Here is a 23283-nt window from a genome sequence, read left to right as displayed (position 1 = left end):
AATGCATGTTGCATCGGCGGGCTTTTTTTTGTGGATCGATGGGATTGGCTGGGCCGCCTGCCCTTTCAGCGATCAATCTCCACATCATCGAAATAGACGGTTTGCTGGCCTGTGGCGTCGGCACTGCGATAGCTGCCAAGTTCAAAGCCCAGATTCTGGCTGACGGCAAACTTCGCCGGGTCGAAGCCCCAAGGGACGACCTTGTCGACCTTTTCCTGACCGTTCAGCCAGAAGGCGATTCTGCCGCCTATTTCACCCCCAACATCCGAAGATTGCAGCGCGAAACCATATGTATTCCATTCCCCTTTCCGAATGGCGCCGCGATAAAGGACACCAGGATCACGGGTATCGAAATAATAATAGCTTTGCGCTGCGGGGCTACGGACGGCGATGATGAACTCCTCAACGTCAGGCGATTTATCCCGACGCCGTGAAACCGGCACGATGCGAAGCGACACCACCGGACCGCCCGGCGTTATATTTTGGCCATCGGGATTTTTGCCCGCTTCCTGTGGCTGAAAAATCTGGAAATGAATCATCTGGTGAAGCGGCGTATCGTAGTGCTGGTCGAGCTTCATCGAAAAACGGATATGTGTAATATCATTGTCGCCGATGCGCATCCTGCCCTGCTCCCCGCCGGGCAAAGGTTTGTAATGCGACCAGAAGCTATACATGATCTTGTTCTTCGGAGCACCCTTCGCGCTTGGGTCCAGGGAGATGCGCAGGCAGCCAGGTGGCGTATGGCACCCCTGCGATACGATCTGGGGCCGATTTGCCGCTTCGGTCCCCTTATCGATGGTTGGACGAAAATCCTGATTGCCACGGCGATCGACTATTGTGTCCGCCGCCACGCTCTGCCCCTCGTCAAAATCCATGGAGAGACGGTGCTGCGGTTCCGGCGCGTCCGCGGCCGCCGCGGTTCCGCCTAGCAGGATACCGACCCATTTAGCAGCAGTCATCCAGCGCATCATATCGATGTCCTTCTACTTCATGACCGGGGTCGACAGGAAAGGATCGACGCAATCCCTTCAGCTAAACCACCAGCCATGAACAACGACTGACCGCCGATAAGGTGCCACAGCTACCCAATCATGCGTGCATCCCGACGATTGTCCAAAGGCATCCTTCCTATTCTCTCACTGCTCGGCAGCCATTCATGGACATATCATCGTTTGGCCGTCTGAACGTCAGATTCAAGTCTTCGCTTCAATCCGTCCTCGCCAGCAGGCGATACCCGTGCCATCCAGTTCGGGACGATCGATCTGATATTCGGCAACCACAAAACCGTCCCTGATATAATGGTCGGCGTCGTCGCCTGGAAACACGCCGGTCCAGCGCGCGGCATAGCTGTAGCGGTTGTGGCTGATGAAGCGGCCTCGTCCCTTGGTTCGCCCTTCATGATGGGTCACGGTCGAGCCTGCGACATATTCGAACACATCCCGGCCATGGCCTACACGATAGCAGAGATCGATATCCTCCTGGCCGTTGATGAAGACCGTGTCGAACCCGCCCACCGCGGCGAAATCCGTTGCGCGCATTGCGAGACAGGCGCCGGTGATCGCACGGAAACGACGATTTTGGGCTATCAGCGGAGAATCCGCAGCTTCATCGACATAGATAGGATAGCCGAGCGGCGTCTTGCCGGAGAAGACCACGCCCACACACTGAACACGACCGTCAGGGTAAAGCAGCTTGGGCTGCGTGCCCATTACCTCCGGGTCCGCCAAGGGCGCCAGCAACGGTTCCATCCAGCCAGCCTGTACTTCCGTATCGTTGTTCAGGAAGATCACACGTGCGCCATGTGAAGCAGCGAAGCCGATATTATTGCCAAGCGAGAAGTTCAGATTGTCGAAATTGTGAATGACCCTGATGCGTGCATCTTTTTCGGCCCAACTGTCGAGCAGACCGGACGTCTCCTCATCGCTGGCATTGTTCACCATGATGATTTCGATCTTCGCCTGCTCACCTTCGCGCACCAGCGCATTGAGGCATCTGTTCGTCAGCGAATATTGATTGTAGACGCAGACGATGATCGACACCAGATCAGGGTCGCGCTGCGGCGCCTGAGCGCGCAGGCTATGCCAGTCGATCACCATGCGGTTGAGCGACTGAAACCGCTTTTCGGGGCCGACGCGATATTTGGCGCTGTCGGTCGGCTCGCCAGGCACGGCGGCGCGCCAAGCGGGCGGCGACGGCGCCGGACCATCCTCATAGGCTTTGGCGGACAGGGCGCGCAACGCCTTCATCCGGCCTGAACCGAACGCGGCCTTCACCTTGCGGGCATAATCGGGATAGCGCTGGTTGACGATCTCCATCGCCGTCTTGATCAGCCCTTCCTTCTCGTTCCCGAAGCTGGCGGTGCGCTGATGGAAGACATAGGCGTGCGGGGATATGAAATTCTTCCACCCTGCCTTGATCGTCCGCATACAGAAGTCGTTTTCTTCGCCATAGCCGCGCGGAAAAGCCTCTTCGTCGAACAGGCCGATATGGTCCATCAGATCGCGTCGGACGTACAGGCAGAAGCCATTGCCGGTCGGCACGTCGATCGGATCGGATTCCCCGGTAAAACCGATAATCCGCTTCGCCCAATCGTCATGGGACAGACCATCGGGCCTGGGATTGACGACATTGGCGGTCGGGAAGGAGAAGGCGCCACTATTGTCGCCCATCGCCGTCACCGTGCCCGCCTTGGGCGTGCCGAAGGCAATCTTTTGCATGCCTTCGATCCAGCCGTCATGCACGATCGTATCACTGTTGAGCAGCAGGATATCATCCGCGCCTGCCCAAATGATCCCACGGTTGATGGTGCGGGTATAGCCCATATTCTGCGGGTTCACGAGCAGGTGGAAACCCGGATTGCGGGCAAAGCTTTCCAGCAAGGGCTGCACACGCGCGTCGCTGCTGCCGTCGTTAATCATCAGCACGCGATTCTTGGAAAGGTCGGTGCGGGTCAGCACGGAATTGAGGCAGCGCTCGACCGCATCCGGCGCATTATAGACCGGCACGATAATCGTCAGGCGACGCGCCTCGTCGGCGCGCAGCGGCACATTTTCGGCCAGGATCGCCGACAGCGCGTGGCGCAGATTGTTACGGAGCACGACCGGCGCGAACTGGCGCACGATCTTCTGCCGGCCCGCCTCCCCCATGGTCGCGATCAGTTCCGGCTCCTTGCAGAGCTTATTGACGCACGCCAGCACCGCCTCGACATCCTTATACTCCACCAGGAAGCCGGTCTGTCCGTCATCGATCAATTCCGGCACAGCACCCCAGCGATAACCGATCACCGGACGGTGCGCCGCCTGCGCTTCGGCCACGGTACGACCGAAGGATTCAGCGAAATGCGACAGCGCCATAACGACATTGACCTGCGCCATCGCTTCCGCCGGGCTGTTGGCATAGCCGGCAAATTCCAGATTGCCTGGCAGTCCCGCAGCCTGGAGTTCGGTGACATAATCATTGTTCGGCCCGATGACGCGAAAACGCGCATTGGGAACCAGTTCCTCCGCCTTGCGCGCGACTTCCACAAAGTCGGCAATCCCCTTCTTGGGAATATTCGAGCTGATGATGCCAAAGACGACATTTTCGCCCACCATATTGGGCATGTCGAGTGAATCGACCTTGGCGACGTTGGGCACATGGAAACTGCGCCGGCTATCGGCAAACAGCTTCTGCGTCGCTGCGGAATTGGCGATCACATAATCGGTCTGTTGCAGGATGCGGGCGATGATGCCCGCTGCATCCATGCCCAGACGGTGTCGCAGATGCTCATCATGATCGATCAGTTCACGAGCGTGGATGGCGGTCAGCCGGCCGGCGCGACGCGCAGCAATCAGCGGGTCCACCAACACGATCGTATTGCAGTAGACCAGGCTGATATTGCACTGTTCGATGATGTGGGTGAAATCCTCGATCGAAATCTCGTCGGGTTTGCGGTTTTTCGACCACTGAAAGTAAGGGAAGGAGAAGAGTCCGGCGCTTTTCTTGCGCAACAGCTCGATATAATCGCGATTATCCTCCCTGGGCACCGCGACATAGACATTGAGCCTCATCTGCGCGAGGGCTTCGAGCATGTCGATGAAACTGCGTTCGCCGCCGAACATCAGTTCATTCACCTCATGCGCGCACAGCAGCACGGACGGCGCATCGTCGATGACCGGCACATCGCCCTTGCGCCAGGACTTGGGATCCAGCGCACGCCGACGCCGGGCGATCTTGCGCCCCTCACGTTTGCCGTTCTTCGCATAATGCGCCAGCGGGTTGAGGCCCGCTGCATCTACATCGGGATTGACCTCCAGATACGCCACCGTGCTGAAAAAGCGCGAAGGGTCGCGTCGCAGGCGCGCGCCCAGCCAGAGATAATGCTCAACCGGATCCATTTGAAGAATGCGCACATCCGGATATGTATCGAGATACCATTCTTCATCGAACAGCCCCGACTCCCTGATACGCGCGATGTCCTCAGCGGATACAGCCCCCGCCAGCTTCACATTCTGCACCAACTTCCCCTCATGTCCCATATGGACCGCCAATTGGCGAACCGATTGGTCCGTAGCCTCTCCTGTGGCCCCAGGCATCTGCGACGCATAAAACTTGCGCTTATCGTTCATTATATCGGGGACACAATCAGCGTGACCCTGTGCATGGCTCAAATCAAGGATGCCAGAATGTCAAAAAGTATCAAAAGCGACAAAATGCCCTAAATTAAGGACGTATCTTTTGCTTACCTTAACGATTTCGTGCAGATTCGGGCAGCAGATGAAAGAAGTTCTGCGTGATCTGGTCAGCCCATCTGATCTGTAACATCGACCAGGAATCAATGCGTCACCGTGATCCCGGAAACAGCGTCATAAGATTCTTGGGCGTCACATTGGGACCAACGGCAATCCATGGTTTCTTCTATATCCCGCTAGATGGTTGGAAACATTTCCATAACAAGTTCGTATATCCAAATATCCACCCCGTCGCTAAGCGGGCACTCATGCACAGGCTATCACCATAGAGAATGCGCCAGGATTCTACATGACCAGCTTAGTTAGCGCACGCAGCGGCACCCCTGACGCAGGCCGGGCAATGGACCAAGCCTATGTTGGCCATATCGATCAGATCAAGGATGGCGTTATCCTCGGCTGGATCAAGGTGGACGGCAAAGCCGAACCGCTGACCATCGACATATGGGTGGATGGCGTAGCCGTTGCCGTTGCGGCAACCGCAAATATCGGCCGACCGGACCTGATCACCGCCGGGTTTGGCTCCGGTGAATATGGTTTCGCCTGCTCGCTTGTGACGGACGGCCGGCTGACGCACAATTTGGGCAACAAGGAAGAGGTCATGGTCGAAATCCGGTCGCACGCCGACCGGACCATCCTGTTGCAGCAACCTGTGAGCCTGCGTGCAACCATCGAGCAGATTGAAGCGCTTCAGCATATAGCCGCATATCATTGCAGCGCGCATATCGACAGCGTAACGGACAAGGAATTGCGCGGTTGGGCCGTCAATGGCTGCAACAAGATGCAGATTTTCTCCGTCGACATACTCATAGACGGCGCCCTTTTTTGCAAAGTCCGGAACCACCAGCGCCGCGATGACCTCTTGCGCGACGAGCGATCGGCAGGACAAGGCGGCATTCAGGTTGCCATGCCGTTGTATTTGCTTGACCCAGGCACATATAATATTGCGCTGCGGCTGCCCGACGGAAAGATCGAAAGCCACGACATAAAGGTGGAAACGGGAAGGCGCGCCCTGCGCAGCCATGCCCGTGTGCCGAAAATCCATCTGGCGGAGACGGCCGTCATCGTCCCCATCTACAATGCGGCGGATGACGTGAAAGTCTGCATCGAGCGACTCGCCGCCTTCACATCCGAGGATGTCGACATCCTTTTCATCGACGACGCTTCAACCGATCCGCGTATTTCGGAACTGATGAAGCAGGCACAGGCACATCCGAACATGCGCGTCCTGCGCAACGATGATGGTTTGGGACTCACAGAAGCCATCAATAAGGGGCTGAACAGCATCGGCCGGAAACATGCCGTCATGCTGAACAGTGATGCGCGCGTAACGCCCGGCTGGCTGGAGGGCATGTTGACGGCCGCCAGTTCACGCCCTCGCGTTGCGACCGTCACAGCCATGTCGGATCGCGCCGGCGCCTTTTCGGCGCCGAACATGGACGATGATAATATATTGCCCCCTGGCGTCGATGAAATCGCCTTTGCCCGCGCTTTCAAGCGCCGCAGCCTGAGCATATATCCCGTGGCGCCGACGGGAAACGGCTTCTGCATGTTCGTCAACCGCGATTGCCTGGACGAAATCGGTATACTCGACAGGACATTCCCCCATGGCTCTGGCGAGGAGCGTGATTTCTGTATGCGCGCCGGTCGGGCGGGATGGACGCATCTGATCGATGACCGCACCTATGTCTTTCATGGCCGCCCGAAAAAATCCACCACCGCCAAGACTATGTTGATGCAGGCGGGTCGTGTGATGATCGATATGCGCTATCCGGAATATGAAAGCGCCATCCGCGCCTTTTCGACTAGCGCCGACATCAACTTGGCCCGCATGTGCGTCCATTTGGCCGTACAGGATTGCAGCACGGCGCGGGCGACCCAGCCAAGATTGTTGTTCGTCATCGCCACACAAGCGGGCGGCACCCCGCAGACCAATCTCGACCTTATGAACGCGCTGGCAGACGACTTTGATTCCTGGCTCCTTCACTGCGACAGCAAACGGCTGCTGCTCATACGCAAGAACGGAAATATATTCGAGGAGGTCGCCAGCCACGAATTGCATGAAGCCGTAGAACCATTGCGGCATGTTTCGTCGGAATATGACGAAATCGTCGGAGAATGGCTGCGTCGCTTCGACTTCGAACTGGTGCATATCCGCCATCTGGCGTGGCACAGTCTCAATCTGCCGAACATCGCCAAGATGCATGGTTGCGCCGTCGTCTTTTCCTTTCATGATTTCTATGCGCTTTGCCCTTCCATCAAACTGCTGCAGGAGGATGGAACCTATTATGGCGGCGATCTGGATGCGCTGACAGGGGAAGTGTTTTCCGATCTCTGGCCCAAAGACGCTATGCCCTATCAAGGGGCCAACTGGATTAGACATTGGCGCAAACGTTTCGGCCAGGCACTGTCCGTTTGCGATGCGTTCGTCACCACGTCGCCCAGTACTCGTGCGACGATTCTAGAATATCTACCTGGAATCGAACCGGAAAAATTCCATGTCATTCCGCATGGCCGCAATTTTTCGGAATTTTCCCGTGCGCGCGTCCGCCCCCGGCGTGGCGAGCCCCTGCGCATACTCATTCCCGGAAACATCGATATTGCGAAGGGCCTTGGCGTCATACAGGCCCTGGCAGAAGCCGATAAGGCAGGCCTACTGCAATTCCACATCCTGGGCACGACCGACGATTCCCAGAACATCGACCATCCGAACATCATCCGGCACGGCCGCTATGAGCGGGACGACTTCGCTTTGCGCGTCCAGGCGTTGAACATCCATCTTGGCGCCATCTTCTCTATCTGGAACGAAACCTACTGCCATACCTTGACGGAACTCTGGTCCGTTGGCGTCCCTTCCATAGTCCTTGATTTCCCTACCGTTGCCACACGCATTCAAGAAAGCGGTGCGGGCTGGGTGCTACCGCACCAGGATATCGACGCCCTCTATCAGCAGATACTGGCCATCGCGTTCGACAAGAGCGAGCAGGATCGCGTGGATGCAGCCCTTACCGCATGGCAGGAAGGGGCCGGCCTGGGCGAAACGACGGAGTTAATGGGCGGACGATATCTCAACATCTACCGTCAGGCGCGCGGCCAGGCGCTCGCGCCCCTCATAGCCGTAACCACGCCTACCGAACCGCCATTGACACGCGCGCGCATTTCCACCGAGGTTCGGTTATTGGAACGCTCCCGCAATGATTTTGCCCGCGACGCCATTTACGTGCGCATGACGCCCGATGCCTTGCTCGCCAACCTGCGCAGCCGAAGCATCGACGGCGCAATTCTCCAGGGAAACGTCATTCCGGCGGCAATGGTAGAGCCATTGTTAAACGCCTGTGACGAAGCATGCATCGGCTATATGATCGATTTGGATGACGATCTGACGGGCATGCCGGACGACAGGGATCCCGACGGTGCGTACAAGGCCTGCGCACCACATTTGCAACCTCTTATCGATAACGCAAAAGGGGTGACAGTATCGACCGCGTCCTTGCAGACGCGCATGACGGCATTGGATCGCGACACACACCATTTACCCAACCAGCTTAGCACGGCACTCTGGCGCGGACCTGCGACGCACCGACAGAATGATGGCCATGTGCGCGCGCTGTATTTCGGCAATCTTATCCAGACCCCTGATTTTGGTATGATCCAACCGGCGCTTGACGTCATTGCGTCACGGCACCCCCATTTCCGCATGGCGATGATCGGAGTACAGGACAATCCCGTCCCTGCCTGGGCAGAACGGATCGACGTACCAGCCGACGTGCAGAGTTATACGCATTTCGTGTACTGGTTGCGCGATCTGGCCAAAGATTTCGATTTTGCATTGGCGCCGTTGAGCGACCCCGCCCTCAACCATCACCAAAGCGGACTGGAAGCGATGGAGGCGGCAGCGCTCGGCCTGCCGGTGCTCGTCTCCGACGTGCCATCCTATCGAGCCATGTTCACGGGCATCGAGGGAATAAGCCTGGTCAAGAACATGTTACGCGACTGGATCGTCGCCCTGGAAGCATCGATCAACAGCGCTCAATCCGTACAGAGGCAGGGTGATCGAATAAAGAGACACATTCTGAACAAATTTGGAATAAACGATGCGTTCAGAAATTTTGACGATCTTGTTAGAAACACTTTGAGCATAAGTAAGTAATTAGGTCGATGGAACAATATTTTGCTGATATCCATGACCATATAGCTCAAAAATTCGGCCACCATCGCCAGATCGCTCGCATCGGGTGAACGAACAGCCGTTGTTGACGCGCCGTCAGACGGAAGGCCGATTATCTTGTTGATCGGCCCCAGAACAGGATCATTCAGCCTGTACAGCGGCGATGCGCACAGCTTCCATCGCAGCATTGGGCGCGCGCCCCTCCGCCAGACCATGACGGATATAATGAAGCGCGGGATCCATCGTCATATCAACCAGATCCGGATGCGCAGCGACATACCAGTCAGCGTCAAAGGCCGCATACTCCGCCAGGATGCCACGTTGTCGCGCCTCCGTCCGCTTGCGAGTTAAGGAAGCGAAGGGAAGCACGGCGTTCGCGAGCATGGCTTGCAGCGCTGATGTGAAATGCTGATACAGATTCAGGCTTGCAACGTGCGATGCTGCTGCTTCCGCCTCCCGGCGTTCCAGTTCAGCTTGACTGGCGGCAGCCGTTGCGCGCAACAATCTCTTCTGGCGATCCATGTCCGCAAGCATCTTTTCCTGGTCGGCCAGTGCGCCATGCATGCGCGCAAGATCGTCTTCCTGCGTCGCAAGCCGCTCGGTAATCTGCGCAAGATCGTTTTCCCGCGTCGCAAGCTGTTCGGTAATCTGCGCGATCTCGTTGAATCGCGCATTGACCGATTCCTCCAGCTCGGCCCGTATATTCTTCAGCTCTTCCAGCTTTCCATGCGCTTCCGCCAAGTCGCGTTCCAACCGGGACTGCGCGCCGGCATATTCCTCACGTTCGTTTTGCGCCTGCTTCTTCGCATCGAGCAGAGCATCCGCCGCCTGCTCCGTCTCAAGCTGGCGTTGCCGCAATGCACTTTCGGTTTGCGCCAAACTATCTCGCAACTCCGCAAGTTGCGCATCGGTGGTTGCGCGCGCCTGCGCCAGTTCCTCCACCAACTCAGCAGAGCGCGATTCCCATTGCTTCGCCAGCTTTTCGGTCTGTGTCGCCCTTATCTGGCTGTCGGTTGCCGACCGCTCCACGTCCGCCAGGAAACGCATGACATCGGCGAGTTCGCGCGTTCGCATCTCCAGCACGTCATTCGTGTCGTTGAATTCGCGCTCCAGCGACGTCAGTGATGCCTCACGCTCTGCCAGCGCGGCGTTGATCGCGTTCCGTTCCGTGTAGGTTTCAGTATATTGCACCTCCTGCGACACATAGGCGCCGCGCAGCAGTTGCAGATCTCTCCGGAGCGTTTCGGTTTCCTCCCGCGCGGCCTTGCCATCCGCAAGGGCGGTATCCCGCTCCTTCTCAAGTTCCGCTTGCATTTGGCGAAGCGCATCTCGTTCTTTCTGCGTCGCCAGGTGACGCCCCTCCAGCGCCGTTTTCGCCCGCTGGATGGCATCGGCGCGCTCTTGCGCCGCCACAGCTTTCGCTTCCACCTCCGCCTGCGACACATAGGCGCCGCGCAGCAGTTGCAAATCTCTCCGGAGCGTTTCGGTTTCCTCCCGCGCGGCCTTGCCATCCGCAAGGGCGGTATCCCGCTCCTTCTCAAGTTCCGCTTGCATTTGGCGAAGCGCATCTCGTTCTTTCTGCGTCGCCAGGTGACGCCCCTCCAGCGCCGTTTTCGCCCGCTGGATGGCATCGGCGCGCTCTTGCGCCGCCACAGCTTTCGCTTCCACCTCCGCCTGCGCCGCCTTCAACTCATCGGACCGCTGGCGCAATTGCACAATTTCGCTTTCCAGCGATCGCGCCTTGGCGCGCAACGCCTCGCGTTCTTCCAACGCCTCGCGATGTTGCTCCTCGATCGCAGCCTTTTCCTTGAGGGCGGCTTCGCTTCGCTGCAATGCAGTCGCTGCCTTCGCCTCAGCACTGCTTGCCACCGACCGATCGCTCGACTGGGCAATGACCTCTTCCATCGCCTTGGCCTGCTCCAGCAGCCCGTCGCGCTCCTGCTCAAGGGCGATCCGATGTTGCTCCTGCTCGATCTGTCGAGCCTGGAGCGCCTCCCGTTCCTCCTGCATCTGCGCCAGTTGCGCGAAACGCTCGTCATTGTCCTTGGCGATCGAACCCAGCCCATGACTGGCTGCGGTAAATTCGGCATGGACGGCATCAAGCGCCGTCCGGCCATCCTCATCCTCTCCGCGCGCCGCAAAATCCCGCAACACATCATAGGCGGTTTCCACCCATTTGGCGGCATAATGCAGCGAACGCAGCGCTTTGGCGTGCTCGCGATGGTGGCGCAATCCGTCTGTCAGAAATGCGCCAAGTTCCCGGCGCGTTTTGTCCGAATTGCGCGGCCAGAACAGACCCAATGCTTCCTGCGACCGTTCGATGAAGCCGACATGATCTTCCATCAGATCATCATAGCTGGTGAAGAAACGACGTAGGCCACGGCTGCCGCGCTCACCTTCGAGCGTATAGCGCAACCACAACAAAACGCCCTTCGACGTCAGGAATTTGTTGCGATGTTCCAGCGACCGAGCAACCTCGATCGGATTGCGCAGCGTATGGATAACGACCGGTTCGATGTCCATGGATTCAAACACGCTGCGCCAGAAGGGCATCAGCAGACAGAAGCGTGGATCCTTGATGACGAACAGGTTGGAATTGCCGAACTCAGCCTCGACGCACGCCACCCCGCGTTCGCGATAGCGATCCATGGCGGCAGACCGGAACCAGTTCGGGTTGAATTCCTGCCAATCGGCCCAACCGCCGCCACCCGAACTCAGAATCTTCTCGTTCAGTTCATAGATAGGCCGGGATTCCCAATAGCCCGATTCATTAAACTTGTCTGCCGGCATCTTATCCGGAGGTGCATCGCAACCCAGAAGATTGAGGGCGCGCGACAAGGCGCTGGTTCCGGAACGATGCATCGCCACAACCAGAACAGCCGTGCGTTTTGGTTCTCCGGAAATGCCAATGGCCAGATCATCCTCGGCCCGGTCAGGCCGTTTATCACCGCTGGCCGCGCCTGTTTCTACCGTCGACACCGTATCATTCACCTAAAGGCCCGCCTCTTCACCCCTGATCCCTCTTATCTCTGACCGCAGCACCCCGCATGTCAATGAGAAAGCCCGCATTATGCCTCACTTTAGCGGCGCAACTTAGCTATGCGACACATCAAACCTGCCGACGATTCAACGGGCGCGCCAGCCAACCCTCCTGAAGACGCACGCACAATTGACCGCATCCAAACAACTATTCGTCGGACCACTTTTCGATGAGGGTGGCTGTAGACGATTCTCCTTCACGAGATATGACAGGATTGCTCCTGCAACCGTTATTTGATGCACCGCAACATCATCTTGCAATCGCTGCGACCGGCATTTACACCCCCAAAACGCCTTCTATGGGAGAGAGACGTGCGCAAGGGAATAATATTGGCGGGCGGTTCCGGCACTAGACTTTATCCATTGACCAAAGGCGTCTCCAAGCAATTAATGCCCGTCTACGACAAGCCGATGATTTATTATCCGCTATCGGCACTAATGCTCTCCGGGATTCGCGACATCCTCATCATCACGACCCCGCATGATGCGCCATCTTTCCAGGCGCTGCTGGGCGACGGCAAGGAACTGGGCATATCCCTGTCCTATGCCGTCCAACCTGAACCAAAGGGCTTGGCCCAAGCCTATCATATCGGCGCGGACTTTGTGGGCGGCAACCCGTCCACGCTGGTTCTTGGCGACAATATCTTTCACGGTCACGGTCTGGTCGACCTGCTGACCCACGCGAGCGAACGCGACAGCGGCGCCACGGTCTTCGGCTATTATGTCAGAGATCCGGCTGCCTATGGTGTCGTGTCCTTCGACAAGGATGGTCGCGCCGAAACGATCGAGGAAAAGCCGGCACAGCCCAAGTCCAATTATGCCGTCACCGGTCTTTATTTCTACGATGGCCGCGCCGTCGACATGGCCCGCGACCTGGCACCTTCACCCCGCGGCGAGCTGGAAATCACCGATCTCAATCGCCTCTATCTGGAGGAAGGGTCGCTTTCGGTCGAGATCATGGGACGCGGCTATGCCTGGCTCGACACCGGCACACATGGATCGCTGCTCGATGCGGCCCTTTATGTCCGTGTGACGGAGGAGCGGCAGGGTCTCAAAATATGCTGCCCGGAGGAAATCGCCTGGCGGCAGGGCTTCATCGATGACGCCCAACTCGAAGCATTGGCCTTGCCGCTGCGCAAGAGCGGCTATGGCAATTATCTGATGGACCTGTTGAAGGGTAAGGGCGCGATCGCATGAACGTCATTGAAACGGCCATTCCCGGTCCGCTGATTATCGAGCCGCGGGTGTTCGGTGACGATCGTGGATTCTTCTACGAAAGCTGGAACGCCTCCGCCTTCAAGGCAGCGGGGCTCGACCTGACCTTCGTACAGGACAATCACAGCAAATCGGCGCGAGGCGTGTTGCGCGGGCTGCATTTCCAGAACCCCAATCCGCAGGGCAAGCTGGTCCGCGTCACGGCCGGGCGCGTCTGGGATGTGGCGATCGACATTCGCCAGTCCAGCCCGCATTTCGGCAAATGGGTCGGCGTGGAACTGTCCGCCGCCAACAAGCGCATGTTCTGGGTGCCCGAAGGCTTCGCGCATGGCTTCATCGCGTTGGAGGATGGCACCGAGTTCCTCTACAAATGCACCGCCACCTATGATCCGGCCGCCGAACATTCGCTGATGTGGAACGATCCGGCCATCGGCATCGAATGGCCACTCGAAGGGCTGGAACCGCAATTATCCGGCAAGGACGCGGTCGGCCATTCCTTGCATGAGATCGAGGCTTTCGCATGAAGGCGCTGATCGTCGGGGCCAAGGGCCAGTTGGGCCGCGGACTGCAGGCGACCGCGCCCGCCAATGCCGTGCTGACCTGCGTCGGCTCAGATGAACTCGACATCACCCGGCCAGAGGCCGTGCAAGCCTTTGTCGCCCAGGAAAAGCCCGACCTGCTGCTGAACGCCGCCGCCTATACGGCGGTCGACAAGGCCGAACAGGAAGAGGAACTGGCGCTGGCAATCAACGGCACGGCCGTCGGCACGCTCGCCAGTGCCGCCCATGCTGTCGGCGCGCGCTTCGTCCATGTCTCGACCGATTTCGTGTTCGATGGCCTATCCGGCGTGCCCTATGCGCCCGACGCGCCCACCGGCCCGCTGAGCGCCTATGGCCGTACCAAGCTGAGCGGCGAGCAACTGGCCGGGCCGGATGCGCTCATCGTGCGCACCGCCTGGGTCTATGCGCCCACCGGCGGCAATTTCGTGCGGACGATGTTGCGGCTAATGGGGGAGCGGCCGGAAGTGCGCGTCGTCGCCGACCAGATCGGTACGCCGACCTATGCGCCGGGTCTGGCGGCCGCGCTGTGGACGATGGCGGGCGCCGGCGTCACGGGCCTGTATCATTATACCGACAGCGGCGCCGCAAGCTGGTATGATTTCGCCGTCGCTATCCAGGAAGAAGGGCTGGCAGCAGGCTTGCTGAGTCAGGCTGCCCGGATCGTGCCGATCCCGACCAGCGACTATCCAACGCCGGCGAAACGGCCGCATTATTCGGTGCTGGACAAGGCGACGACCTATGCCGCGCTGGGTGGCCCCACACCGCACTGGCGCGCCAACCTGCGCATCATGATCGATGCCATCAGGGCAGAGGGGTAACGCCCTCGCTCCCGTCTGTTCGACTTTGCGCCTTGGCGCCGCGATCGATCAGGGTTGAACCGCCGCCTCGCCTTTCAGGCCAAGAAGTTGCAGCAAGGCAGCCGTACTGTCATCCCAGCCATCGCCTGCCCAAGGCGCCGGATCTTGCTCTTGCAATGTGCTGAGGATCGCCGCGCCCAGCGCCTCAGGCGCCTCATCGTGAAAATAAAACAGCCCTGGCCGCGCCAGTTCCCGAAATATGGGCAGGTCGCGGGCCAGCACCTTTCGTCCCTGCCGCAATGCCTCGACGATCGGCAAGCCGAACCCTTCGCCCCGCGAAGCTACCACTACCAGTGCCGCACGGGCATAGAGAGCGCTCAACAGTTCGTCGGATGCCTTGCTAAGCCAGGTAAAACGGGATTCCTCCTCTTCCAGCGTCCGCATCCGCGCCTGCAACTCATCGGTGCGCCAGCCTGGACGCCCCACGACAATCAGGCTCGGCGCATCCTCCCCCGCCACACGCCATAAATGCGCCGTCGCATCGAGCACGCAATCATGGCCTTTGCGTGGTTCCACCGTGCCGACCATCAACACGGTCGGCCGTCGTTCAACACTGGCAATGACCTCGTGCCCCTTGTCGCCGACACCGCGGGTGGGACGGGTGGCATCGACCGCCCCGCTTAAGGGAATGACAGGAAGCGCAATTTTCGCGCGCCGCCGGGCGCCGGTCGCCGCAAGCCATTCATCGAAATCCGCCGCGACCTGCCGCGAGATGCAGATGGCGCTATCCGCGTGGCGGGCCAGTATCTTTATCCACTTCCGGAAATTGCGCCCGGTGCTCGCGGGGAACCATTCGGGGTGCTGGAGCGGCAGTAGATCATAGACCAGGATATGGATACTCGCCCCTTGCCGCCGCCAGCGAGCGATTTGCCCCTCATGCCGCGACAGACGATGTGCCGCAAGATCCAGACCTAGGAAGATATCCCCTGCCCCAGCCCGCAGTAACGGAGCCTTGGCATCGGGTAGCGACAATCGGCCGGTGTCCGGATCGAAACCGGCGATGCTATATCCGCGCCGCGCGGTCGCTGCGACGGGAATGAGCGTGATATCGCCCAGATTCATTGCATGAAGATGCAGCCAGATCGCCCGGACCACGCGCTGGATGCCGGTTCCGGCATCATGTTGCGCTATGGTGGAAACATCGACCAGCAATCGTCGCGCTTCCCACTTGGGCTGCTGGGCTACCGATGGGAGGAAGGGATGCAGCAGCCGGGCGAACCAGCTCATTCCCTGTCGTGCGCCAGATAATAAGCGTAGGCGTCTTCCATTTCGGTGAAATGGTGCAATGTGCCACCAGACAATACCGATGCCCGATCGCAATGTTCGCGAATATAGCTATCGCTGTGCGACACGATAATCATGGCGCGATCCCGGCGCTTCACAAACAGTTCCTCATGGCATTTCTGCTGAAAACGGGTATCGCCCACAGCAACGATTTCATCGATGAGAAAACAATCGAAGTCGACGGCAAGAGAAATACCAAAGCCCAGACGCGCGCGCATACCCGCTGAATAGGATCTTATGGGTTCTCGCAGAAAACGTCCAAGTTCGGCGAACTCCTCGACTTTCTCCACGGCTTCTTCCGGATTCTTGTCATAGACGCGACAGATGAACCGCAGATTGTCCATTCCAGTCAAGGAATGCTGGAACGCACCGGAGAAAGCGAGCGGCCAACTGATCGACATATCGGCTAGAATGCGCCCTCTTGAGGGTTGCTCGATCCCACCCATGAGCCGGATCAGAGTTGATTTTCCCGCGCCATTTCGACCCAATATGCCGATTTTCTCGCCACGTTCGATCTTGAAGTTTACATCGCGGAAAACCCAATGAAGCCCCGACCGCGTATGATAGGCTTTCGCGATATTTTCCAACTGGATCATGCGGGGACCAGGTTCCGGCTGGCCCGTCGAATTTCGATCAGCGCCAGAAAAGAAACAACGAGGTTGATCATCCCCATATAGAAAAGGTCATAATGGGGCGTAAATTGAGACCCAAAGAAGCCATCGCGCACGCATTCCACGCCGTGAACCATGGGAAGGTAAAGTACCACCTTCCTGAAACCCTCCGGCAGGATTTCCACCAGAAAGGCTGCACCAGATAAAGGGAAAAGCAGATAGGTGACGGGATGCCAGAATTTGTCGATAAGCTCGGTACGATACGACAGAGCACCGATGAACATGCCCAATGCCACTCCCCACCACGCCAGCATCAACCAACCGACAACGACCTTGAGCGGATCTTCAGGCAGATTCATCAAACCGATGGCAGCAAACACCAACGTCAACACCAGGAAACAAGTGGCGACGGCAATCCCCTCCAGCAACAATCGCGCAATGAAAATATCCAGAACCCGGACGTTGCGATGATACATCAAAGACAGGTTAGGTTCGATCGCCCCGACCACCCGCGACGGCATATTGCGCCATACAAGGACGCAGGAATAGCCGGTTAGGGCAAAGGCTGCGATTGGCAGATTAGCTCCATGTACCGAACGCATTATCGTCCAAAGCACCGTCACGCCAATGGTAAAGGTGGCTGGCTCGACGAAGAGCCACAGGAAACCGATGTTGTGGCGACCATAGCGTGTGATGATCTCCCGCATCACCAGGGCGAAAATGATGCGTCGCTGGACCACCCAGGATTGCAGCAAGCTGGTCTGCGGGACGTTATGATCGCCGGAAGCCATCAGTCGTGATGTTCCTTGACGCCGCTGATAAGCATGGAGAGCACCGCCCAAACGACAAGGCCGACGACAAAAGTGCTCAAAATACCACGGATGCGACGCGGTTCTCCAGCATAGTCCGGCTTGTTCGGTTCGACGATACGCTCGACATAAGCGCGCTTGCGTCGCGCCTCATTCCGAGCTTCCTGCAAGGAACTGATGGCGGCAGCGAGTTCCCGGTCAGCAAGCTGACTTTCCAGTTGCAACCGCTGAAACTGGACCGCACTCGCCGCAAGCGATTTCTGGCTGCCCGCGACCAGACCAATCTGCTGGTTAACTTCCCTGCCCAATTCCTCAACACGTGCCTGAAGCACGGGAATCTGAGGATTTTGGGGGGTAAAAATACGCAACTGGACCAACTGGGTCTTCGTCGCGATCATCTCGTCCTGCAATTTGGAGATCATTTGCAGTTGGACGGTCGCCTGCTTTTCCGGATCGACAATGCCTTCCCTGTTCCGATATTCGGACAGGGCGAGTGCGGCGCGGCGCGCCACCCCCTTGGCATCATCCAATTCATTCGTTGCGTAATTTATGAGATCCTCACGCGCCCGCGTGTTCAGTTTGTTGACCAGCGCTTCGGCCTGAATAAGCAGGCGGCGGTTAATCTCAAACGCATCATCCGGGGAAAAAGCCCGCACCCTCAGGGTTGTGATTGAAGACACCGTGTCGTGATTTACTTCAATCTTATTGGAATAATAATCATAAAGCCGCTCCCGTCCGCCTTTCCATTTGAAAGGATCGAAACGGTTGAACAATGACACGTCCTGATTGCCATAGGCATGTGTAACCAATCCATCGCGATTGAGCGTAGCAAGAGCATCACGCGAAATCACATAGTCATGCGTAGCATAACCTTCGTTCGCATCGTTCGACAGGCCGCCGCCCTTGAACAGGGCACCCAGGCCGGAATTTGATCCCTTGTCGGGGCTGCGCACCACAAAGCGCGATTCCGACATATATACATCGGAACTGAACGCGAAATAAATTGCCGCAATTATCGTGGGAATCAAAACCGCAACGACAAACAAGGTCGGCAATCCGCCAACACGCTCAGGAATTTTAATCATCGGCACCCAGACGCCCCTTCTTCGCCGCTGTGTTAGGAGGTGCTTCCGCCAAAGTCCAGTGACTTGAATGACGCACTGCAATAGTGCGATGAAAGGAAGGCCGACACCGCCCCTGCTTTTGCTTTGTAATCAGAAATCAGCATGCTAGGGCAAAACTCAAATCCTATCGCGGGGGCCGTTAGGCATCATGAAAATCACGATGATCGGCACGGGTTATGTAGGCTTGGTGTCGGGAGCCTGTTTTGCGGATTTTGGTCATGATGTTGTGTGCGTCGACAAGGATGCAGGCAAGATCTCGGCGATTGAATCGGGACGGATGCCGATTTTCGAGCCGGGGCTGGACCAGTTGGTAGGCAGCAATGCGGCAGCCGGTCGGCTGACCTTCACCACCGACCTTGCGGACGGGGTCAAGGGCGCGGACGCGATCTTCATCGCGGTGGGCACGCCTTCGCGCCGGGGCGATGGCCATGCCGATTTGAGCTATGTCTATGCTGCAGCGCGGGAAATCGTAGAATCGCTCGATGGCCCGGCGGTCATCGTCACCAAGTCGACCGTGCCCGTGGGCACCGGCGACGAGGTTGAGCGGATCGCGCGCGACCTGCGCCCGGACCTCGACATCCAGGTCGTTTCCAACCCTGAGTTCCTGCGCGAGGGCGCAGCGATCGGCGACTTCAAGCGCCCCGACCGCGTCGTTGTGGGCACCACCGGGTCGGAGCGCGCCATTGCGGTGATGAGCCAGGTCTATCGCCCGCTCAACCTCAACCAGGCGCCGCTGATGTTCACCGGCCGGCGCACCGCCGAACTCATCAAATATGCCGCCAACGCCTTCCTGGCGACCAAGATCACCTTCATCAACGAGATGGCGGACCTGTGCGAGGCGGTCGGCGCCGAAGTGCAGGACGTGTCGCGCGGCATTGGCCTGGACAACCGTATCGGCTCCAAATTCCTGCACGCAGGGCCGGGCTATGGCGGTTCCTGCTTCCCCAAGGATACGCTCGCCCTGGTCAAGACCGGGCAGGATCATGACGCCCCGATCCGCATCGTCGAGACGGTGGTCCAGGTCAACGACCTGCGCAAGCGGGCAATGGGCCGCAAGATCGTCAAGGCGCTGGGCGGCGACGCGCGCGGCAAGACGGTCGCGCTGCTCGGCCTCACCTTCAAGCCCAACACCGACGACATGCGCGACGCCCCCAGCATCGCCATCGTCCAGGCGCTCGAAGATGCCGGCGCCAAGGTCGTCGCCTATGATCCCGAAGGCATGGAGGTCGCAGCGCCGCTCGTCCCCGGCGTCACCATGGTCAAGGACGCCTATGAAGCCGCACAGGGCGCAGACGCCCTCGTCCTCGTCACCGAATGGGACATCTTCCGCGCCCTCGACCTCAAGCGCCTCGCCACCTCCATGGCCCAGCCCGTCCTCGTCGACCTGCGCAACATATACCCACTCGCAGAAGCCGCAGACGCTGGCTTCGCCCTCTCCCGCGTCGGCGGAATGGGCACAGACAACTGAATTTTAGCTACGGTAATTGGATAGAACGAAACTATGAAAACAGCGGTTATTACGGGAATTACAGGCCAGGATGGCGCCTATTTGGCCGAGCTTCTGTTGGGCAAGGGCTATAAGGTCTATGGCACCTATCGCCGTACCAGCTCAGTCAATTTCTGGCGGATCGAAGAACTGGGAATCGCCGCTCATCCCGACCTGCATCTGGTCGAATATGACCTGACCGATTTATCCGCATCAATCCGGCTGTTGCAGCGATCCGAAGCCACCGAGGTCTATAATCTCGCGGCGCAGAGCTTCGTCGGCGTCTCGTTCGACCAACCGCTGACCACGGCCGAAATCACCGGCATCGGTCCGCTCAACCTGCTAGAGGCCATTCGCGTCGTCAATCCGGCAATCCGTTTCTATCAGGCCAGCACGTCGGAAATGTTCGGCAAGGTACAGGCGGTTCCGCAAACGGAAAACACGCCCTTCTGGCCGCGCAGCCCTTATGGCGTATCTAAGCTCTATGCCCATTGGAGCACCGTCAATTATCGGGAAAGTTACGACATTTTCGGATGCAGTGGCATCCTGTTCAACCATGAAAGTCCTCTGCGCGGCCGCGAGTTCGTGACACGCAAAATCTCAGACAGTGTTGCCAAGATCGCACAGGGCAAGCTGGATTGCCTGATGTTGGGCAACATCGATGCTCGCCGCGACTGGGGCTTTGCCAAGGAATATGTCGAAGGCATGTGGCGGATATTGCAGGCTGAAAAGCCGGACACCTATGTTCTGGCCACGAACCGTACCGAAACTGTGCGCAGTTTCGTTCACCTTGCCTTCAAGGCTGCAGGGATTGCAGTCGATTTTTCCGGTGAGGGCAGTGAAGAAATCGCCATCGACCGTGCGAGCGGAAAGACGGTCATGCGCATTGATCCACGCTTCTACCGACCGGCCGAAGTCGAACTGCTGATCGGCGACGCCAGCTACGCCAAGCAGATGCTGGACTGGGCACCGCAAACGACCCTGGAAGCGCTGTGCGAGATGATGGTGTTGGCAGACCTCCGCCGCAATGAAGCCGGCGCAAGCTTCTGACAAGAGACCGGCCATGACCAGGACCCTGATTACCGGCGTGGGCGGCTTTACGGGCCGCTATCTTGCCAAGCGACTTGCTGATAGCGGCCATCAGGTCAGCGGTTTGTTGCGCGATCCTGTCGACAGTTCCATCGAGGGCGTTGCCGACTCCTATATATGCGACCTGGACGATGCCGAAGGTTTGCGCGCCGTGATCGAGGCGGCTCAGCCGGACCATGTCGTTCATCTCGCTGCGATCGCCTTTGTCGCCCATGCCGACATTGGAGAAATGTACCGCGCAAATGTCATCGGGATGCGCAATCTTCTCGGTGCGCTGGAGGCGATGAAGCGGAAACCGCAATCCATCCTCGTCGCCAGCAGCGCGAATATTTATGGAAATGGCCGCGCGGGCATATTGGATGAAGCCATGTCGCCCGCGCCGGCGAATGATTATGGCCTCACGAAAGTGGCGAGTGAACTGATATGCAATCTGTTCGCGTCGCGGTTGCCGATCATCGTGACCCGGCCGTTCAACTATACTGGTCATGGTCAATCCATCAACTTCCTCATTCCCAAGATCATCGACCATGTCCGCCGTGGGGCGCCTGTCATCGAACTTGGCAATCTGGATGTCGCCCGTGACTTTTCGGACGTTCGCATGGTGGTTGACGCCTATGCCCGATTGCTGGCGGCGCCCGCTGCGATTGGCGGAACCTTTAACGTCTGTTCCGGCGAGGCGATCAGTCTTCAGCATGTGCTGGACACCGTGCGTGCGCTTTCACCCCATGAATTCGGGGTCCGGGTCAATCCCGCATTTGTCCGCGCCGACGAAGTGAAGACTCTCTGCGGATCAGCCGCACGCATAGAGTCGGTTATCGGACCTCTTTCCCGCATTCCGCTTGACGAAACACTGTCCTGGATGCTGAGAGCATGAGGTGACAGGTGGAAACACTGCGAGTATGAGGCGGACGACCATGTTTGAAGACTGGTTCGTCGAAAGGCTGATTTTACATGCCATGTCGAGCCGGGGGGCTCTGGGAGAATTCATGAACCGCTTGTCGCATTGCCTGATCGGCGCTCGCCTTCCGAAACTCTGCCTTGTGAGCATACTGCTTGCGACATCCGCCTGCACAACGGTAGGCCCGCGTACGAGTCAGATTGCGAATGCTGGTAAAAGCGAAAGCATTTCGATTCAGGGCATTCAGGTCATCAACCTGGATGCGCCGATGGTCGCGCAGCGGGTTCGCACATCCACGCCCGATTTCGCCGGCGAACTGGGCGCTTCTCCTGCCGTAAGCGAGATTGTTGGTGCTGGTGACGTACTGAGAATCACCATTTGGGAAGCACCGCCGGCCGTTTTGTTCGGTGGCAGTAACTCCGATATTGCAAATGTCGACACCAGCCGCTCGACAGTGCTACCGGATTTTGTCGTAGATCCGTCCGGCTATATTTCGATCCCCTTCGCGGGCCAGGTGCAGGTTATGGGACGCACATTGCCGGATATCGAAAAGGCGATCGTGAACCGCTTGCGCGGCAAGGCGCATCTGCCCGAGGTCGCGGCGAGGCTGTTTCGCAACGTGAGCGCCAATGCCTCCGTAGTCGGTGAAGTCACAACGAGCGGTCGCATACCGCTATCACCCAAGGGAGAGACTATCCTGGATGCGATCGCTGCCGCGGGCGGTACCAAGCATCCGGCGGAAAAGATGACGGTGCAGATCAGTCGCGGCGGCAAGGTGTTTTCCATGCCGCTGACCTCCGTCATCAACGACCCCAGGCAGAATGTAGTATTGCGGCCAGGCGACATTGTGACGGCGTTGTTTCAGCCTTACAGCTTCATTGCACTGGGCGCGATCGGCCAGAATCAGGAGATCACCTTCGAAGCAACGGGCATCACCTTTGCACAGGCGGTTGGACGCATCGGCGGACTTCAGGATGGCCGGGCCGATCCGAGAGGCGTGTTCCTGTTCCGCTGGGAGGATCCCGCCGTGGTGCCAAATCTCGGTCCTGACGTTGCCGCCAGGCCGGACGGGCGCGTGCCGGTCATCTACCGCGCCGACATGAAAGATCCCGCGACCTATTTCATGATGCAGTATTTTCAGATCCGCAACAAGGATGTGCTGTACGTGTCCAGCAATCCGATATCGGACGTTCAGAGGGTCATCAACCTCTTGGCGTCGACCATATTGCCGATCGCTACGGTCGATAATGTTGTGAACAGGAATTGACCTTCTTCGACCTGTCCTACCGAGAGTTGGTCAACATCCGCACAAATTGCGCGTATATCTAATCGAGAAATCCGGGGGAGCGGTCGAGCCTCCCCAGGATTTTAGACAGGACGGCACGAGCGGACGCCCACTCGCCACCCAAACTGAGA

The 23283-nt window shown here is 58.3% G+C and carries 15 protein-coding genes; 8 read left to right on the top strand and 7 right to left on the bottom strand.

Features of this window, described 5'->3' with window-relative positions; all coding sequences use genetic code 11:
* Nucleotides 1–65 precede the first annotated feature (65 nt).
* Nucleotides 66–971: a hypothetical protein gene (locus MOK15_RS00905; RefSeq protein WP_242929864.1), complete on the bottom strand. Its 906-nt coding sequence runs from the start codon at nt 969–971 to the stop codon at nt 66–68.
* Nucleotides 972–1193: 222 nt separating this feature from the next.
* The gene (locus MOK15_RS00900) at nt 1194–4517 is read right to left on the bottom strand and encodes a glycosyltransferase (RefSeq protein WP_242929863.1); all 3324 of its coding nucleotides are present in this window, start codon (nt 4515–4517) and stop codon (nt 1194–1196) included.
* Nucleotides 4518–5019: 502 nt separating this feature from the next.
* Here MOK15_RS00900 and MOK15_RS00895 point away from each other — a divergent pair.
* The gene (locus tag MOK15_RS00895) at nt 5020–8877 is read left to right on the top strand and encodes a glycosyltransferase (protein ID WP_242929862.1); all 3858 of its coding nucleotides are present in this window, start codon (nt 5020–5022) and stop codon (nt 8875–8877) included.
* 159 nt (nt 8878–9036) lie between these two features.
* On the opposite strand, the gene MOK15_RS00890 is transcribed toward MOK15_RS00895, so the two are convergent.
* On the bottom strand, nt 9037–11685 hold the full coding sequence (locus tag MOK15_RS00890) for a hypothetical protein (RefSeq protein WP_242929861.1): 2649 nt from the start codon (nt 11683–11685) through the stop codon (nt 9037–9039).
* 561 nt (nt 11686–12246) lie between these two features.
* On the opposite strand from MOK15_RS00890, the gene rfbA reads away from it, so the two are divergent.
* The 3 genes from rfbA to rfbD are packed head-to-tail and all read left to right on the top strand — an operon-like array spanning nt 12247 to nt 14527.
* Nucleotides 12247–13131, top strand: coding sequence for a glucose-1-phosphate thymidylyltransferase RfbA (gene rfbA / locus MOK15_RS00885; protein ID WP_242929860.1), 885 nt, complete (start codon nt 12247–12249; stop codon nt 13129–13131).
* Entirely contained in the window at nt 13128–13673 is a 546-nt protein-coding gene (gene rfbC / locus MOK15_RS00880) for a dTDP-4-dehydrorhamnose 3,5-epimerase (protein WP_242929859.1), read from the top strand. The genes rfbA and rfbC overlap by 4 nt, the downstream gene beginning before the upstream one ends.
* Nucleotides 13670–14527, top strand: coding sequence for a dTDP-4-dehydrorhamnose reductase (gene rfbD / locus MOK15_RS00875; protein WP_242929858.1), 858 nt, complete (start codon nt 13670–13672; stop codon nt 14525–14527). Before rfbC ends, rfbD begins: the two co-directional genes overlap by 4 nt.
* Before the next feature lie 48 nt (nt 14528–14575).
* Here rfbD and MOK15_RS00870 read toward each other — a convergent pair whose 3' ends face one another.
* From MOK15_RS00870 to MOK15_RS00855, 4 genes are read right to left on the bottom strand one after another with little or no spacing between them, the layout of a single operon-like run.
* Nucleotides 14576–15793 (bottom strand): glycosyltransferase family 1 protein, encoded by a 1218-nt coding sequence (locus MOK15_RS00870; protein WP_242929857.1) that lies wholly within the window; start codon nt 15791–15793, stop codon nt 14576–14578.
* On the bottom strand, nt 15790–16446 hold the full coding sequence (locus tag MOK15_RS00865; RefSeq protein ID WP_242929856.1) for an ATP-binding cassette domain-containing protein: 657 nt from the start codon (nt 16444–16446) through the stop codon (nt 15790–15792). The genes MOK15_RS00870 and MOK15_RS00865 overlap by 4 nt, the downstream gene beginning before the upstream one ends.
* On the bottom strand, nt 16443–17252 hold the full coding sequence (locus tag MOK15_RS00860) for an ABC transporter permease (RefSeq protein ID WP_242929855.1): 810 nt from the start codon (nt 17250–17252) through the stop codon (nt 16443–16445). Before MOK15_RS00860 ends, MOK15_RS00865 begins: the two co-directional genes overlap by 4 nt.
* Entirely contained in the window at nt 17252–18355 is a 1104-nt protein-coding gene (locus MOK15_RS00855) for a hypothetical protein (RefSeq protein WP_242929854.1), read from the bottom strand. Before MOK15_RS00855 ends, MOK15_RS00860 begins: the two co-directional genes overlap by 1 nt.
* A 187-nt stretch (nt 18356–18542) precedes the next feature.
* Between MOK15_RS00855 and MOK15_RS00850 the strand changes: the two genes are divergently transcribed.
* From MOK15_RS00850 to MOK15_RS00835, 4 genes are read left to right on the top strand one after another with little or no spacing between them, the layout of a single operon-like run.
* Nucleotides 18543–19862 carry a UDP-glucose/GDP-mannose dehydrogenase family protein gene (locus MOK15_RS00850; protein ID WP_242929853.1) on the top strand — a complete coding sequence of 440 codons (1320 nt, stop codon included), beginning with the start codon at nt 18543–18545 and terminating at the stop codon, nt 19860–19862.
* Nucleotides 19863–19895: 33 nt separating this feature from the next.
* Nucleotides 19896–20930: a GDP-mannose 4,6-dehydratase gene (gene gmd, locus MOK15_RS00845; protein WP_242929852.1), complete on the top strand. Its 1035-nt coding sequence runs from the start codon at nt 19896–19898 to the stop codon at nt 20928–20930.
* 13 nt (nt 20931–20943) lie between these two features.
* On the top strand, nt 20944–21843 hold the full coding sequence (locus tag MOK15_RS00840; protein ID WP_242929851.1) for an NAD-dependent epimerase/dehydratase family protein: 900 nt from the start codon (nt 20944–20946) through the stop codon (nt 21841–21843).
* A 40-nt stretch (nt 21844–21883) separates the two neighbouring features.
* Nucleotides 21884–23134, top strand: coding sequence for a polysaccharide biosynthesis/export family protein (locus MOK15_RS00835; protein ID WP_242929850.1), 1251 nt, complete (start codon nt 21884–21886; stop codon nt 23132–23134).
* The last annotated feature ends 149 nt before the right edge of the window (nt 23135–23283 follow it).

This window comes from Sphingobium sp. BYY-5 (assembly GCF_022758885.1).
In the GTDB taxonomy this organism is placed as follows: domain Bacteria; phylum Pseudomonadota; class Alphaproteobacteria; order Sphingomonadales; family Sphingomonadaceae; genus Sphingobium.
The sequence above is the reverse complement of the archived record's forward strand: the minus strand, read 5'-3'. Positions and strand labels throughout refer to the sequence as shown.

Bases quoted from the DNA above. Each gene is read 5' to 3' on its own strand.
- MOK15_RS00905 (WP_242929864.1), bottom strand. From the start codon at position 971: ATGATGCGCTGGATGACTGCTGCTAAATGGGTCGGTATCCTGCTAGGC.
- MOK15_RS00900 (WP_242929863.1), bottom strand. From the start codon at position 4,517: ATGGGACATGAGGGGAAGTTGGTGCAGAATGTGAAGCTGGCGGGGGCT.
- MOK15_RS00895 (WP_242929862.1), top strand. From the start codon at position 5,020: ATGACCAGCTTAGTTAGCGCACGCAGCGGCACCCCTGACGCAGGCCGG.
- MOK15_RS00890 (WP_242929861.1), bottom strand. From the start codon at position 11,685: ATGCCGGCAGACAAGTTTAATGAATCGGGCTATTGGGAATCCCGGCCT.
- rfbC (WP_242929859.1), top strand. From the start codon at position 13,128: ATGAACGTCATTGAAACGGCCATTCCCGGTCCGCTGATTATCGAGCCG.
- rfbD (WP_242929858.1), top strand. From the start codon at position 13,670: ATGAAGGCGCTGATCGTCGGGGCCAAGGGCCAGTTGGGCCGCGGACTG.
- MOK15_RS00870 (WP_242929857.1), bottom strand. From the start codon at position 15,793: ATGAGCTGGTTCGCCCGGCTGCTGCATCCCTTCCTCCCATCGGTAGCC.
- MOK15_RS00865 (WP_242929856.1), bottom strand. From the start codon at position 16,446: ATGATCCAGTTGGAAAATATCGCGAAAGCCTATCATACGCGGTCGGGG.
- MOK15_RS00860 (WP_242929855.1), bottom strand. From the start codon at position 17,252: ATGGCTTCCGGCGATCATAACGTCCCGCAGACCAGCTTGCTGCAATCC.
- MOK15_RS00855 (WP_242929854.1), bottom strand. From the start codon at position 18,355: ATGATTAAAATTCCTGAGCGTGTTGGCGGATTGCCGACCTTGTTTGTC.
- MOK15_RS00850 (WP_242929853.1), top strand. From the start codon at position 18,543: ATGAAAATCACGATGATCGGCACGGGTTATGTAGGCTTGGTGTCGGGA.
- gmd (WP_242929852.1), top strand. From the start codon at position 19,896: ATGAAAACAGCGGTTATTACGGGAATTACAGGCCAGGATGGCGCCTAT.
- MOK15_RS00840 (WP_242929851.1), top strand. From the start codon at position 20,944: ATGACCAGGACCCTGATTACCGGCGTGGGCGGCTTTACGGGCCGCTAT.
- MOK15_RS00835 (WP_242929850.1), top strand. From the start codon at position 21,884: ATGTTTGAAGACTGGTTCGTCGAAAGGCTGATTTTACATGCCATGTCG.